11 protein-coding genes are annotated in these 13,901 nt (G+C 73.0%); 2 read left to right on the top strand and 9 right to left on the bottom strand.

Annotated features, from left to right (window positions below):
• Nucleotides 1–49: 49 nt before the first annotated feature.
• The 9 genes from ACFQ53_RS06220 to ACFQ53_RS06260 form a co-directional block, all read right to left on the bottom strand.
• Complete coding sequence (locus ACFQ53_RS06220) at nucleotides 50–1,177, bottom strand: hypothetical protein (RefSeq protein WP_377856888.1); 1,128 nt, start codon at nucleotides 1,175–1,177, stop codon at nucleotides 50–52.
• A 32-nt stretch (nucleotides 1,178–1,209) separates the two neighbouring features.
• On the bottom strand, nucleotides 1,210–2,289 hold the full coding sequence (gene mnmA, locus ACFQ53_RS06225) for a tRNA 2-thiouridine(34) synthase MnmA (protein ID WP_377856890.1): 1,080 nt from the start codon (nucleotides 2,287–2,289) through the stop codon (nucleotides 1,210–1,212).
• 131 nt (nucleotides 2,290–2,420) lie between these two features.
• Nucleotides 2,421–3,611 (bottom strand): cysteine desulfurase family protein, encoded by a 1,191-nt coding sequence (locus ACFQ53_RS06230; protein ID WP_377856893.1) that lies wholly within the window; start codon nucleotides 3,609–3,611, stop codon nucleotides 2,421–2,423.
• Nucleotides 3,589–4,635: a hypothetical protein gene (locus ACFQ53_RS06235; protein WP_377856896.1), complete on the bottom strand. Its 1,047-nt coding sequence runs from the start codon at nucleotides 4,633–4,635 to the stop codon at nucleotides 3,589–3,591. Before ACFQ53_RS06235 ends, ACFQ53_RS06230 begins: the two co-directional genes overlap by 23 nt.
• Nucleotides 4,632–5,675: a VWA domain-containing protein gene (locus tag ACFQ53_RS06240; protein ID WP_377856899.1), complete on the bottom strand. Its 1,044-nt coding sequence runs from the start codon at nucleotides 5,673–5,675 to the stop codon at nucleotides 4,632–4,634. Before ACFQ53_RS06240 ends, ACFQ53_RS06235 begins: the two co-directional genes overlap by 4 nt.
• A gap of 15 nt (nucleotides 5,676–5,690) precedes the next feature.
• Nucleotides 5,691–6,713 carry a hypothetical protein gene (locus tag ACFQ53_RS06245; RefSeq protein ID WP_377856902.1) on the bottom strand — a complete coding sequence of 341 codons (1,023 nt, stop codon included), beginning with the start codon at nucleotides 6,711–6,713 and terminating at the stop codon, nucleotides 5,691–5,693.
• Complete coding sequence (locus ACFQ53_RS06250) at nucleotides 6,704–7,213, bottom strand: hypothetical protein (protein WP_249479398.1); 510 nt, start codon at nucleotides 7,211–7,213, stop codon at nucleotides 6,704–6,706. Before ACFQ53_RS06250 ends, ACFQ53_RS06245 begins: the two co-directional genes overlap by 10 nt.
• A complete protein-coding gene (locus ACFQ53_RS06255) occupies nucleotides 7,200–8,096 on the bottom strand; it encodes a DUF58 domain-containing protein (protein ID WP_249479397.1) in 897 nt (298 codons plus the stop codon). Before ACFQ53_RS06255 ends, ACFQ53_RS06250 begins: the two co-directional genes overlap by 14 nt.
• Before the next feature lie 13 nt (nucleotides 8,097–8,109).
• Nucleotides 8,110–9,171, bottom strand: coding sequence for an AAA family ATPase (locus ACFQ53_RS06260; RefSeq protein ID WP_377856906.1), 1,062 nt, complete (start codon nucleotides 9,169–9,171; stop codon nucleotides 8,110–8,112).
• Between the two features lie 238 nt (nucleotides 9,172–9,409).
• Here ACFQ53_RS06260 and glgX point away from each other — a divergent pair, with 238 nt between their 5' ends.
• Nucleotides 9,410–11,758, top strand: coding sequence for a glycogen debranching protein GlgX (glgX, locus tag ACFQ53_RS06265; RefSeq protein WP_377856909.1), 2,349 nt, complete (start codon nucleotides 9,410–9,412; stop codon nucleotides 11,756–11,758).
• Between the two features lie 73 nt (nucleotides 11,759–11,831).
• Nucleotides 11,832–13,877 carry an alpha-1,4-glucan--maltose-1-phosphate maltosyltransferase gene (locus ACFQ53_RS06270; RefSeq protein WP_377856911.1) on the top strand — a complete coding sequence of 682 codons (2,046 nt, stop codon included), beginning with the start codon at nucleotides 11,832–11,834 and terminating at the stop codon, nucleotides 13,875–13,877.
• The last annotated feature ends 24 nt before the right edge of the window (nucleotides 13,878–13,901 follow it).

A 13,901-nucleotide genomic window follows, 5' to 3' on the forward strand; every position in this document is an offset into this window, starting at 1 on the left:
TCCTCGGGGCGGCCGGTGGCGCGTCCTTCGCACTCGGCTCTCGATGCGCTCAGCTCTCGACGCGCTCGGCCCAGGCCGGCGCCGCGCGCAGCAGGGCCTGCAGATCGGACACGCCCAGGAGGGACTCCCGGGAGGGCTCGGCCGACGGGTCGGTGCCGCCCCCGGAAAGGGCGGGGCCGACGGTCCGATCCGGCCGATGAGCGAGCCACGTGAAGCCGACGAGGTCGCGCGGGCCGTAGCCGAGCTCGCACCAGCTGCGGGCGACGGACTCGAGCTGCGCCTCGAGGTGCTGCGGGCCGGCGGGGTCCACGACGAGCTCGATGCCGGTCCCGGCCTCGCGCAGCTCGGCGAGCAGCTCCCAGGCGGCGAAGCCCGCCGGGGAGAGGGCGAGGCGCGAGGCGCCGGCGGTGCGGGCGGCGCGCAGCAGCGCCGTGTCGCTGCTCGGCGCGAGGGTGACGTCCTGCGCGGTGAGGCCGGCGTGCGCGAGGAGGTCCTCGAGCAGGCTGCGCCAGATCTCCCCGATGTCCGGGACGGGCAGCGCCGGGTAGCGCCGGTACTCCGAGGGCGTGGGGATCGCGCCGCGGGCCAGGGCGAGGGCGGCGCCGTCGCGGATCAGCAGACGGGGTCGCGCACCGGGCACATGGCTGCGCACCGCGTCGAGGTGCTCGGCGATGCCCTCGCCGAGCAGGTGCGGAAGGTCGCGCAGGGCGCCGCGGTCGGCGAGGGTGCGCTCGCCCGAGCCCAGGAACGTCGCGGCCGCGAGGGTGAGCGGGCCGAGCGTGGTGACGACGAGGTCGCCCTCGTAGCCGTGCAGGGCGATGCGGGCGGCCTCGAGGAGTCGCTCGCGCAGCTCCTGGGCGCGGCGCCAGGTGCGCGAGCTGCCGGGCCCGATCCGCCAGCCGAAGCTCGCGAGGTCGCCCGTGGTGCCGGCGAGCAGGGTGAGCGACTGCGGAAGCAGCTGATCGGCGCCCTCGGTGCCGAGCGCCGCGGGCAGGAACAGGCGCGTGGCGATCTGGTCCTCGAGGTCGTCGCCGAGCAGGCCACGCAGGCGGGCGAGGGCGAGCAGACGGTCCGCGTCGGCGTCCGCGAGGTCGGCGGCGCCTCCGGAGGCGCCCTCGTCCCGGTCGCCGGTCGTCGTGGTCGGCACCCGCCACGTCCCGTCGCCCGTGATCGTCACGAGCGGATCGGCGCCTTCCCTCCGGTCGTCCGTCATGCGGCGCGGCGCTCGAGGGTCGCCGAGGCGATCACGCGGTCCCCGTCGTACAGCACGAGGGTCTGCCCGGGGGCGACGCCGCGCACCGGGGAGCTGAGCCGCACCCGCAGCACGTCGTCGGCCTGCTCGATGATGCCGGGCAGCGCCTCGCCGTGGGCGCGGATCTGGGCGCTCACCTCGCGTCCCGGCGCGAGCGGCTCGAAGGGGATCGGCGCGGAGGCCTCGAGCAGCGTGGTCGAGAGCAGCTCGGCCGCGCCGACGACGACCTGCCGGGTCTCGGGCTTCACGTCGAGGACGTAGCGCGGCGCGCCGTCGGCCGCGGGGCGGTCCAGGCCCAGTCCCTTGCGCTGGCCCACGGTGAACCCGAAGGTGCCGCGATGGGTGCCCAGCACGGTGCCGTCGGCGTCGACCATCTCGCCGGGGGCTTCGCCGAGGCTGCGCTCGAGGAAGCCGCGGGTGTCGCCGTCGGCGATGAAGCAGATGTCGTAGCTGTCGGGCTTCGTGGAGACGCCCAGTCGGCGCGCGCGGGCCTCGGCGCGCACGGCCTCCTTGTCCTCGAAGACGCCCAGGGGGAACACGGCGCGGGAGACGGCCTCGGGGCCCATCACGGCGAGCACGTAGGACTGGTCCTTGGGGAGGTTGCGGGCGCGGTGCAGCGACGGGGCGCCGTCCGGGCCGTCCGCGCGCACGTCCGCGTAGTGGCCCGTGCACACGGCGTCGAAGCCGAGGGCCCGGGCGCGCTCCATGAGGGTCGCGAACTTGATGTGCTCGTTGCAGCGCACGCACGGGTTCGGGGTGCGTCCGGCCGCGTACTCGGCCAGGAAGTCCGAGACGACGAGGTCGTGGAAGTCGTCGGAGAGGTCCCAGACGTAGAAGGGGATGCCGATGCGCTCGGCGGCGCGGCGGGCGTCGGCCGCGTCCTCGACGGTGCAGCACCCGCGCGACCCGCTGCGGGTCTCGGCCCGGTTCTTGGACAGCGCCATGTGGACGCCGACCACGTCGTGGCCGGCCTCGTGGGCACGCGCGGCCGCGACGGCGGAATCGACGCCGCCGCTCATCGCTGCCAGCACCTTCATGGGGACCTCGCCTCCTGCTCGGATGCCGCGCGGATGCGGGACGCGCGGCCGGTCCAGTCTACGAAGCGCCGGAGGCGGACAGGGGCCCGCCCGACGAGCGCTTGCTCACCGGCTTCCTCGTCGCGACCGGCTCACCGCACGAGCGCGCCGACGGCCCGCGCCCGCTCGATGGCCTCGGGCAGGGCGGCGAGCACGCGGTCCACGTCCTCATCGCGGCTCGACCAGCCCAGCGACAGCCGCAGGGCGCCGCGGGCGAGATCGGGCTCGACGCCCATCGCGGTGAGCACGTGGCTGGCCTGCGTGACGCCCGCCGAGCACGCGGAGCCCGCCGAGGCGTCGATCCCCTGCTGGTCGAGCATGAGGAGCAGGGCGTCCTGGTCGCAGCCCGGCAGCAGCACGTGCGCCACGTGCGGGCTGCGCGGGGCGGCCTCCGCGGTGAGCACGGCGTCCGGGGCGATCTCCCGGATGCCCGCGCGCAGGCGCTGGGCCATCTCCCCCAGTCGCGCCGACTCCGCCTCCCGGTCCGCGAGGGTGCGTGCGAGGGCGGCCGCGAGCGACGCGGTGTGCGGGGCGTCGAGGGTGCCGGGGCGCACGCCGCGCTGCTGCCCGCCGCCGGTGAGCCCCGCGACGAAGGGGATGTCGGGGCGCACGACCAGCAGGCCCACGCCCACCGGGGCGCCGATCTTGTGGCCGGTCAGGCTCAGCATGTCGACCGTGCGCACGGGCAGCTCGACATGGCTCGTGGCCTGCACGGCATCGGTGTGGACGAGGGCGCCCGCGGCGCGGGCGATCTCGGTGACCGCCGCGAGGTCCTGGATCACGCCGGTCTCGTTGTTCACGAGCGCGACGCTCACCACGCTCACGTCTCCCGGGGCGAGGGCCGCGCGCAGGGCGTCGATATCCAGCAGACCGTCGCCGTCCACAGGGATCTCGCGGGACTCGATGCCGGGGGCGAGGGAGCGCGCGGTCTCGAGCACCGCCGGATGGTCGGTCGCGCAGACCGCGACGGCCCGGCGTGACGGGTCGGCCGCCTGGGCGGCGAGGGCCGCGCCGCGCACGGCGAGGTTGTCGGCCTCGGTCCCGCCGGAGGTCAGGGTCAGCCAGGAGACCGGGACGTCGAGCGAGGCCGCGAGCGAGTCGAGGGCGTCGTCGAGGACGCCGCGGGCGCGGCGGCCGGAGCCGTGGCGCGACGTCGGGTTCCCCGGCAGGGCCGAGGCGTCGAGGAAGGCGTCGCGGGCCTCGGGCCGCAGGGGCGCCGTGGCGGCATGGTCGATGTAGACGCGCGGCGCCCTGCCGTGCTCACCAGGGCTGACTGGGGTCACTGCTCGCTCCGTCGTCCGAGTCCTCGCCGTCGCCCGAGTTCGCGTCGCCGTTGCGCTTCTCGAGGTCCTCGGCCTTCTTCTGGTCCTCCGCGTCGCCCTGCGTGGGCGCCTCCTCGTCGGGCCCGTCGCCCTTCGGGTCCTCCTTCTTGGGATCGCCCGGGTCCTTGGGGGCATCGCCCTTGCCGTCCTGATCGCCCTGGTCCTCGCCCTGGCCCTGGTCGTCGCCGTCCTGGCCCTCGTCGCGGGCGTCCGGGTCGTTGCCGGCCTCCTTGTCGGACGAGCGGCGCTCCTCCTCGATGCGCTTGCCGTTGTCGCCGGTGGTGCCCTCGTCCTCGTTACCCGAGCCCTCGCCCTCGCCCTGCTGGTCCTCGCCCTGGCCTCCGCCGCCCTGGCCCTCGCCGTCGCCGCCTCCCCCGCCGCCGGCGCAGGGGGCGAGCAGCTGCTCGGCCTCGTAGAGGCGGTCGGCGCGGTCGCCGGCGTCGTCGATCTCGTTCGCCTGGCGCTCGATGGAGATCGCGAGGTTGTTGAGGATCTTGCACTGGGCGTGCGGCGGCTGGTTGAGGTCCTTGCCCTCCTGCCAGTCCTTCAGGGCCAGGCGCAGCTCGGTCTCGGCCTCGGCGTTCTGGTCCTGCTGCAGCAGGTCCGTGCCCTTGGTGAGGTGCGGGAGATACGGCTCGAACCAGTTGGCCTTCTGCACGGGCCAGAGCCGTTCGCTCGCCCGGGCGTACTCGCCGTCGCCGTAGGCGCCGCCGTGCCATGCCTGCGTGAGGGGCATGGAGACGAAGCGGACGGCGAGCAGCGCGAGGATCAGCAGCGGGATCGCGAGGACCGCGAAGGCGATCAGCCGGATCCGGCGCAGCAGCCTCACGTCGAGGCCGAAGTCCCGGGGCCGACGGGGCTCGTCCGCGGCGAGGGGCCGCGCGGCGTCGTCGGCCGATCCTCCCTGCGGGGAGGGGCTCGCGGGGCCCGACGGACCGGAGGCGCCGGGCGGCGCGGGCGGAGGTGGGGTGAGGGTCGAGCTCATGACCTGCCTCCTTCGTCCGAGGAACCGCCCGGACCGGGGGATCCCGCACCGGTCGCGGAGAGCAGCTCGCCGCGGTCGCGCCGACGCGGCAGACGATACGTCATCTCCCCCAGCTCCCAGATGAACAGGGCGGCCAGCGGGATCGCCGCCACCCAGTACCAGTCGCGGAAGCTCGCCACGTCACGGCGGGACTCGATGGGCACGGGCTTGAGGGTGATGCCCTCCATCGTGCCCTCGATCGGGGCCTCGGGATCGGTGCGGTGCAGATACGGGACGCCCATCTGCTGCGCGATGGTCTTCAGCTGGTCCTCGTCGATGCGGGAGATGCCCTTGGCGCCCGAGGAGTCGGTGATGTACTCGCCGTGCGTGCCGGCACCCGAGGCCTTCATCGGCCCGCCCTCGCTGGTGCCGTAGCCGAGCACCCCGCCGCCGTCGATCAGCGGTTTCAGCTGGTCGAAGGGCTCCGCGTCGCGGTCATCGGTGTTCTCGCCGTCGCTGAGGAAGTAGACGAGGGAGTACGAGTCCGGGTCGTCGGTCTGCGCGTCGGAGAGGGCCTTCGTGAGGGTCGCGAGCGGACGGTCCACGTTCGAGCCCTTGGACTGGGCGGTGGACTCGGTGGCGAGGGTGTTGATCCAGGCCTTCGCGGCGCCGGCATCGGTGGTCAGCGGCAGCTGGGAGGCGGCGGTCGAGTCGAAGGAGATGATCGAGTAGCGGGACCCCTGGGTCTCGGACATGATCTGCTCCATGTCGTGCTTGACGCCGTCGAGGCGGGGCTGCCCATCCGCATAGTCCTCGGCGTTCATGGAGCCGGTGCGATCCACGACGAAGAACACGTTCGCGTTCATGCGCTGGGTCTGCTCGGCCTCCGTGTACGTCGCGGGGCGCAGGGCGACCACTGCGAGCAGCGCGACCATCAGCGCGCGACGCAGCCATGCCCAGCGCTGTCGCGGCCGGCGCACCATCATCACGACCGCGAGCGCGAGCAGCGGGACGAAGACGAGGATCGTGGCCCACAGCGGGATCAGATGCTCCAGATGCATGCTCTCCTCCGTCTCTCAGCGGTTGCGCCAGCCCACGATCAGCACCCCGGCGAGGGCGATGAGCGTGAGCACGAAGGCGAACAGCGGATGATCGGTGCGGATGAGGGTGGGCTCGGCTCCCATCTTCTGGGCCTGGGTCTGCTGGATCTCCCGGATGATCGAGGGGATCGCGTTCGGGTCCGAGGACTGGTAGAGCGTGCCGCCGTGGTCCTCGGTGACCTTCTGGAGCTCGTCGAAGCACTCCTCGGAGCACTCGTAGGCGCCCGGGTAGAAGGTGTACAGGTCGATGTCGCGGTCCTCGATGGTCTTGGCGGCCTCGTCGAGGGAGTAGATCGGGTCGCCGTTGACCTCGTTGTCGGTCGCGAAGATGATCGAGCGGCTGCGATCGGTCTCGGCGTGGTCGAACAGCTGACCGCACGAGGCGAGGCCGTCGGGCACGATCGAGGCCTGGTCGTCCAGGCCCCGGGTGCCCTCGACGAAGTCCGCGTACTTCTCGACCTTGTCATGCGGGTAGTCGCGGCTGCCCAGCCGGTAGCCGAACTCGTCGAAGTCGATCGCCTCGGCCCCCTCGCTGAGCTCGCGCTCGACGAGGTCGTAGTCGTCGGTGAGCGGGAAGACGGTGCGGGACGTCGAGTTGAAGATCGACAGCGCGATCCGCTCGCCGTGGAAGTCGTCGACCATGGAGGCGAAGGTCTGCAGGATCTCCGTGTCGTACTCGTACATCGAGCCGGAGACGTCGAGGCACAGCACGATGTCGCGATCGGCGAACTCAGGGGTCTGCACCCGTTCGGTGGCGATCCTGCCGGAGAGCAGGGCGGCGGCGAGCAGGCCCAGCACGGCGATGCCCACCTGCACCACCCGCAGCACCCGCGCCAGGCGCTGGCTGCGCACGAAGCTCGGGATCCGTTCGAGGAACGAGGAGTTCGCGACGAGCACGGGCGCGCGGTGCATCGAGCGGCGGTTCCAGAAGGTGATCGCCCAGACCACGATCCCGGCGACCAGGAGCAGGCAGGCCACCCACCACAGCGTCATGACCATCGGCGGATCACCTCCCTCGCACGGTGCACGGAGCCCTCGAGGTCGACGTCGCTCGCCGGCGCGAAGTCCGGCTCGTAGAGGCGGGCGATGAGCTCGCCGACGTCGCGGGTCCGGGGGTCGGCGATGAGGGTGCCCACGTCCTGGCTGGTGACGTCGTGCCCGGTGGTGCGGCGCACGAAGCGGCGCATCACGGCGGTGAGCTCGAGGTGGCCGGTGCGCTCGTCGATCGCGCCGTCCTCGTGGCGCGCCGCGATGTCGTTGACGGAGCGCAGGAACTCGGCCTTGAGCGACTCGGGCTCGTCGGGCCGCTCGCGGTAGGCGCGGCGGGAGACGACGGCGCGGGAGATCCGCAGAACGCCCACGATGATCGCGACGATGACGATCACGCACAGGACGGCGAGGATCAGCCAGGCGATCGAGTACTGGGGCGGATCGATGATCGTCGCGGGCGAGGGGCTCGGCGTGGGATCGGCGAGCACCGTGGACTCATGCACGGGCATGGCGGTACTCCCTCTCGCGCAGCATGGCGATCATGTCGTCCACCACGGTGCTGTCGCCGGCCGTGAGCAGGTGGGTGATGTGCAGGCTGTCGAGCATCTCCGTGGTCGCCTCGCGGCGGGCCCGACGGTAGTTCTCGACATCGCGGGCGACCTTCGTGGAGACGCGGGCGAGCTCGGAGATCTCCCGGGGAGACTCGACGTCGACGACCTCGTGGTCGAGGTCGCCCGCCTGCAGCGGGTCGGCGTCGCCGATGCGGATGACCATGACGTCGTGCCGCGTCGCCAGGCGCCGCAGCAGGGAGTGGTCCTCGGGGCCCGGGTGCGCCTCGTCGGTGATGATCGTCATCAGCGTCGAGCGGCGGGTGACGCGGAAGGCCCGCTCGAGCAGCCAGGAGACGTCCGACGGGCGGGAGGCGGCGGTCGTGGACTGCTGGACGGTGCGCAGGAGCAGTTCGAGGTGCCCGTCGCTCGAGCGCGAGGGCAGCTGCACCGGCCGGGACTCGGAGCCGCCGACCAGTCCCACGAGGTCGCCGTTGTTCTGGGCGAGGAAGCACACGAGGCCGGCGGCGGTGACCATGGCGTCGCGCTTGGAGGTGCCGTCGGCTGCGAGGGTCGACATCGCCGAGGAGGTGTCGGCGACGATCGAGAGGTGCCGCACCCGCTCCTCGTTGAACTGGCGGATCAGCGGCTCGCCCGAGCGGGCCGTCGCCTTCCAGTCGATGTCGGAGATGCGGTCGCCCGGCTGGTAGTACTTCAGGTCGTCGAAGTCCTCGCCGCTGCCCTTGAACACCGACCGCCCGCGCCCCTGGACGATGCCGCGGGCGCGGCGTCCGGTGTGCAGGTCCACGCGCGCCTTGACGCGTGTGAGCAGGGAGGTCGCCATCAGCGGATCCCGCTCAGGGCATCGGCACGGCGTGGAAGACCGCGTCGATGATCTGCTCGGGGGTCACGCCGCCCGCGAGGGCGTCGAAGGTGAGCACCAGGCGGTGGCGCAGCACCGCGTAGCGCATGGCGCGCACGTCGTCCGGGGTGACGTAGTCGCGGCCGTGCAGGAGGGCGTTCGCCTGGGCGACGCGCATCAGCGCGAGGGAGCCGCGGGGGCTCGCCCCCACCCGGACGCTCTGGGTGAGGTTCGCGACCGGACGCGGACCGGAGCCGCGGGTCGTGAAGACGAGGTCGATGATGTAGCGCTTGACGCTCTGATCGACGTACACCTGGTCGACCATCTCCTGGAGGAACCGGATGTCCTCGAGACCCACGGTCTGCGCCGCCCGGCGGGGCGCGGTGAGGGTGCCGCTCGTGGAGCGGTCGAGGATCTCGTGCTCCTCGGCGGGGCGCGGGTAGGTGAGGACCTCCTTCATGAGGAAGCGGTCCATCTGCGCCTCGGGGAGGACGTACGTGCCCTCCTCCTCGATGGGGTTCTGGGTCGCGAGCACCATGAACGGCTCGGGCAGCGGGTAGACCTCGCCGCCGATGGAGGTCTGACGCTCCTGCATCGCCTCGAGCATGGCCGACTGGGTCTTGGCGCTCGAGCGGTTGATCTCGTCCAGCAGGACCACGTTCGCGTGGACCGGGCCCAGCTGGGTGGTGAAGGTGCCCGAGCCGTAGTTGAAGATCTGGGTGCCGATGATGTCGTTGGGCATCAGGTCCGGCGTGCACTGGATGCGGGAGAAGGATCCGGAGATGCCGGAGGCGAGCGCGGAGGCCGCGGTCGTCTTCGCGAGGCCCGGCACGGACTCGAGCAGCACGTGGCCGCCCGCGGCGAGCGCCGCCAGCAGGGTGCGGCGCAGGTTCTCCTGGCCCACCACGCGCGACTGGAACACCTGGGTGATGCTGCGGACGATGCTCCCCGCACGCTCCATGCTCGCCGGAGGGATCGCGGGCTGCGCAGGGGCGAAGGCGGCGCCCGAGCGGCCGGGGGCGGGACGCCCGGGGGATTCCTGAGGCTGCTGGGTCATCTGCAGGGGTGCTCCCGTCGCGTGGTGCTGCGTGCGGATCGTGCGGCAGTCGTGACGCCCGGTGCGGCCGACGCGCTGCTGGTGCTGCGTGGGGGACGACGGGCCGCGCCCGGCGCCCCGACGATCCTAACCTCTCCGGGCCCCGCGGCCCGGTCCTGTTCGCGGGGCGTCCCGGACGGGTGCGCAGGCCGCTCGTGTCATGCCCGGCGCGGCGTGCGCCCGGTGGAAGAATGCGGCGATGCCCCATCCTCCGATCACCGGTCCCGGCGCTCCCGGCGCCGTCCGCGCACCGCGCCGCGCGCCGTCCCCGCCCACACGCCCCGGCCTGCAGGTCGACCCGTCCGGTCGCGGGACCTTCGCGGTGGCGGCGCCGCGCGCCGAGAGGATCGAGCTGTGCGTGCGCCGCGACCTCGGCGGCGGACGCTTCCGCGAGGAGCGCACGACGCTGCGCCACGTCGACGGCGGCCTGCACTGGGACGAGGTCGAGGCGATGGTGCCCGGCACCCTGTACGGCCTGCGCGCGCACGGCCCGTGGGATCCCGAGCGCGGCGCCTGGTTCAACCCCGCGAAGCTGCTCGTGGATCCGCGCGCCCGCGCCGTCTCGCACGCCTCCCCGCTCGCCTCCGGGATGTTCCCCCACGAGGTCGACGCGATGCTCGACCCGATCTCGCCCCTGCGCCGCAGCGAGGACGACGACGCCGACGTGGCCGTGTGGTCCGTCGTCGCGGGCGCCCCGGAGCCGATGGCCGCCGGTGGCGCCGGCTCGTCGGCCGCCCCGCCCCGCACCCCCTGGCCGGACACGGTCGTCTGCGAGCTGCACGTCAAAGGGTTCACCCAGCTGCATCCCGACGTCCCGCCCGAGCTGCGCGGCACCTTTGCGGGCCTCGGGCACCCCTCCGTCACCTCGTACCTGAGCGGCCTGGGCGTCACCGCGGTGGAGCTGCTGCCGATCCACGCGGCCATGGACGAACCGCACCTCACGCGGCGCGGCCTCACCAACTACTGGGGCTACTCGACGCTCTCCTACTTCGCGCCGAATCCCGCGTACGCGAGCGCCGCCGCCCGCCACGAAGGGCCGCTCGCGGTGCTCGAGGAGGTGCGCGGGATGATCCGCGCCCTCCACGCCGGCGGCCTCGAGGTCATCCTCGACGTCGTCTTCAACCACACCGCCGAGGGCGGCCCCGGCGGGCCCTCGCTGAGCCTGCGCGGGCTCGATGCGAGCGAGCACTACTGGATGGACGGCGGCGCCTTCGTGGACGTCACCGGCACCGGGGCGACCCTCGACCCGCGCTCCCCCGCCGTCGTGGACCTGGTGCTCGAGTCCCTGCGGCACTGGGTCCTCGACATGGGGGTCGACGGCTTCCGCTTCGACCTCGCGGCGACCCTGGGGCGCGACTCCGGCGGCTTCCGGCCCGACCACGCCCTGCTGCGGGCGATCACCCTGGATCCCGTGCTGCGCGACGTCAAGCTCATCGCCGAGCCCTGGGACGTGGGAGGAGGGGGCTGGCAGACCGGCGCCTTCCCCGCCCCCTTCACCGAATGGAACGACGCCTTCCGCGATGACCTGCGGTCCTTCTGGCTCACGGACAGGGCGGCGCGCGAGCGAGAGGGCGAGGTCGGCGGCAGCGGCGTGCGCGACCTCGCGAGCCGGCTGGCCGGCTCCCGCGACGTGATGGCCGCACGGGACCCCGAAGACCTGCCCGCGGGCCGCAGCCTGCGCGCCCCCTGGGCCTCGGTCAACTACGTCACCGCGCACGACGGCTTCACCCTCCAGGACCTCGTGAGCTTCGACGAACGGCACAACGAGGCCAACGGCGAGGCCGGCCGCGACGGCACCGCCGACAATCGCTCCTGGAACCATGGCCACGAGGGCGCGCCGCCCGCCGACGACCCCGGCGCAGCGGCCCTCGAGGCGCGTCGTGAGCGCACGGCGCGCGCGCTGCTGTCGAGCCTGCTGCTGGCCGCGGGGACGCCCATGCTCACCGCCGGCGACGAGTTCGGCCGCACCCAGCGCGGCAACAACAACGCCTACTGCCAGGACAACGAGATCTCCTGGGTCGACTGGTCGCTGGCCGCGCAGCGCCCGGGCCGGATCGAGGCGGTGCGCGCGCTGCTCGCGATCCGTGCCTGCTTCCCGCAGCTGCGCTCGGCCCGCTACCTGCGCCCGCTGGACCCGAGCGGTCCGGGATCCGGGCAGGCCGGCTGGTACGACGAGCACGGCGAGGGCATGGACCACGAGCCCTGGCAGGATCCGGGCCGGCACGTGCTGCAGATGCTGCTCCCCGGCGGGACGGGCACGACCGACGGGATCGACGGTGCCGAGGGGACCGATGGGACCGACGGTGCCGATCATCTGCTGGTGATCCTCTCCGCCGACGAGGTCGATCTCGAGGTCACCCTCCCCCGTGAGCCGTGGCTGGACGGGGCCGTCCGGGTGCTGTTCGACAGCGCGAGCGAGGACCCCGCGGCCCTGCTCGCCGCCGGTGAGGACGGGCGGGTGCGCGAGGGCCGCACGCACGTGCGCGCGGCCTCCGTCCTGGTCCTCGCGATCGCGGGAGACGGGCATCCCGACGAGCGGCTATCGTGAGTCCACCGGCGGCCCTGTGAGACCGCCGTCACCTCGCGAGACCCCGTGCACGACCGAGCGATCAGGAGCGTCCATGGCTTCCCTCCCCCCGTCCTCCGCCGCCGCGCAGCCGACGGGCCTCGACGCGGGCATCGGCCGGATCCCGGTGATGGCCGCCGGCCCCGTGGTGGACGCCGACCGCTTCCCCGCCTCGTGCGCCGAGGGCGAGAGCGTCCGCATCACCGCGAACGCCTTCCGCGAGGGGCACGACGCGATGGGCGTGCAGGTGGTCCTGCGCGATCCGGAGGGGAATGAGACCCGGCAGTCCCTGGTCAGCACGAACCCCGGGCTCGACCTCTGGGAGACCCGCATCCGCCCGCGGGCGACCGGTCACTGGCAGTTCACGATCGAGGCCTTCGGCGACGTGTACGCGACGTGGGCGCACGTCGCCGAGGTGAAGATCCCCGCCGAGATCGACGTCGACCTCGTCATCGCCGAGGGCGCCGAGGTGCTGGGACGCGTGCTCGCCGAGATCGAGGCCGGCGAGCGCCCCGCCTCCGACGGGCCCGTCGTCCGCGCCGCGATCGACGCCCTGCGCAACCACGCTCTCTCCCCGTCGGCCCGGGTCGCCCCGGCGCTCGCCGCCGACCTGCGGGCGATCCTCTCCGCGCGACCGCTGCGCGAGGGAGTGACCTCCGACGGCCCGCACGAGCTCGTCGTCCACCGGCGCCTCGCACTCTTCGGCTCCTGGTACGAGTTCTTCCCGCGCTCGATCGGCGCGCGCTTCAGCGCCGAGGACGGCGGCTGGAGGAGCGGCACCCTGCGCAGTGCGGCCGGGGAGCTGGACCGGGTCGCCGCGATGGGCTTCGACGTCGCCTACCTGACGCCGATCCATCCGATCGGCGAGACCTTCCGCAAGGGCCGCAACAACACCCTGGACCCCCGGCCCGGGGATCCGGGGTCGCCCTATGCGATCGGCGGGGCCGAGGGCGGGCACGACGCGATCCACCCCGACCTGGGGACGATGGAGGACTTCGAGGCGTTCGTGGGCCGCGCCCACGACCTCGGACTCGAGGTCGCCCTCGACGTGGCGCTGCAGTGCTCCCCCGACCACCCGTGGGTGAAGGAGCATCCCGAGTGGTTCGTGGTGCGGCCCGACGGCACCATCGCCTACGCGGAGAACCCGCCCAAGAAGTACCAGGACATCTACCCGCTGAGCTTCGACACCGACTACGAGGGGCTGTACGCGGCGATCCGCGACGTCCTCGAGGGCTGGGTCGAGCGCGGTGTCACGCTGTTCCGCATCGACAACCCGCACACCAAACCCGTGCGCTTCTGGCAGGAGCTGCTCGCCGAGTTCGACGAGAAGCACCCCGAGGTCATCTTCCTCGCCGAGGCATTCACCCGGCCCACGATGATGCACACGCTCGGCAAGGTCGGGTTCCACCAGTCCTACACGTACTTCACGTGGCGCCACACCCCGGAGGAGCTCGAGGAGTACCTGCTCGAGCTCGTGGACTCGGCGCCCTTCATGACGCCGAGCTTCTGGCCGACGACCCACGACATCCTCACGCCCTTCATGTCCCAGGGCGGCCGCCCTGCGTTCCGGCTGCGCGCGGTCCTCGCCGCGACCCTCGTGCCCACCTGGGGCGTCTACTCGGGGTACGAGCTCGTCGAGGACGTGCCGCGACCCGGCGCCGAGGAGCAGATCGACAACGAGAAGTACGAGTACCGGCCCCGTGACTTCGCCGGGGCCCTGCAGCGCGGACAGAGCCTCGAGCCGCTGCTCACGCAGCTCAACCTGATCCGGCGCGAGCACCCCGCGCTGCAGACGCTCACCGAGATCGTCTTCCACGAGGCGGACGACCCCCAGGTGGTCGTCTTCTCCAAGCACCTGCCGGGCTCGCAGACCGATTCCGGCCGCGCCGACACCGTCATCGTGGTGTCCCTGACCCGGTACGACGAGGGAACGGGCTCCACCATCCACCTGGACACCGGGGCCCTCGACGTCGAGCGGAGCTTCGAGGTCGAGGACCTGCTGACCGGCGAGCGCTTCACATGGGACGAGAACCCCTTCGTGATCCTCTCGCCCACCGACCGCCCCGCGCACGTGCTGCGCGTGGTCCGCAGCGAGGAGTGAGCACCATGGACGAGAACATGTCGA

It is taken from the genome of Brachybacterium sp. NPDC056505 (genome assembly GCF_042794925.1).
GTDB lineage: Bacteria > Actinomycetota > Actinomycetes > Actinomycetales > Dermabacteraceae > Brachybacterium > Brachybacterium kimchii.

What these genes read in the sequence shown, in the direction of transcription:
- ACFQ53_RS06250 (WP_249479398.1), bottom strand. Translation starts at nt 7,213, where the DNA reads ATGCCCGTGCATGAGTCCACGGTGCTCGCCGATCCCACGCCGAGCCCC.
- mnmA (WP_377856890.1), bottom strand. Translation starts at nt 2,289, where the DNA reads ATGAAGGTGCTGGCAGCGATGAGCGGCGGCGTCGATTCCGCCGTCGCG.
- glgX (WP_377856909.1), top strand. Translation starts at nt 9,410, where the DNA reads ATGCCCCATCCTCCGATCACCGGTCCCGGCGCTCCCGGCGCCGTCCGC.
- ACFQ53_RS06255 (WP_249479397.1), bottom strand. Translation starts at nt 8,096, where the DNA reads ATGGCGACCTCCCTGCTCACACGCGTCAAGGCGCGCGTGGACCTGCAC.
- ACFQ53_RS06240 (WP_377856899.1), bottom strand. Translation starts at nt 5,675, where the DNA reads ATGCATCTGGAGCATCTGATCCCGCTGTGGGCCACGATCCTCGTCTTC.
- ACFQ53_RS06270 (WP_377856911.1), top strand. Translation starts at nt 11,832, where the DNA reads ATGGCTTCCCTCCCCCCGTCCTCCGCCGCCGCGCAGCCGACGGGCCTC.
- ACFQ53_RS06235 (WP_377856896.1), bottom strand. Translation starts at nt 4,635, where the DNA reads ATGAGCTCGACCCTCACCCCACCTCCGCCCGCGCCGCCCGGCGCCTCC.
- ACFQ53_RS06245 (WP_377856902.1), bottom strand. Translation starts at nt 6,713, where the DNA reads ATGGTCATGACGCTGTGGTGGGTGGCCTGCCTGCTCCTGGTCGCCGGG.
- ACFQ53_RS06260 (WP_377856906.1), bottom strand. Translation starts at nt 9,171, where the DNA reads ATGACCCAGCAGCCTCAGGAATCCCCCGGGCGTCCCGCCCCCGGCCGC.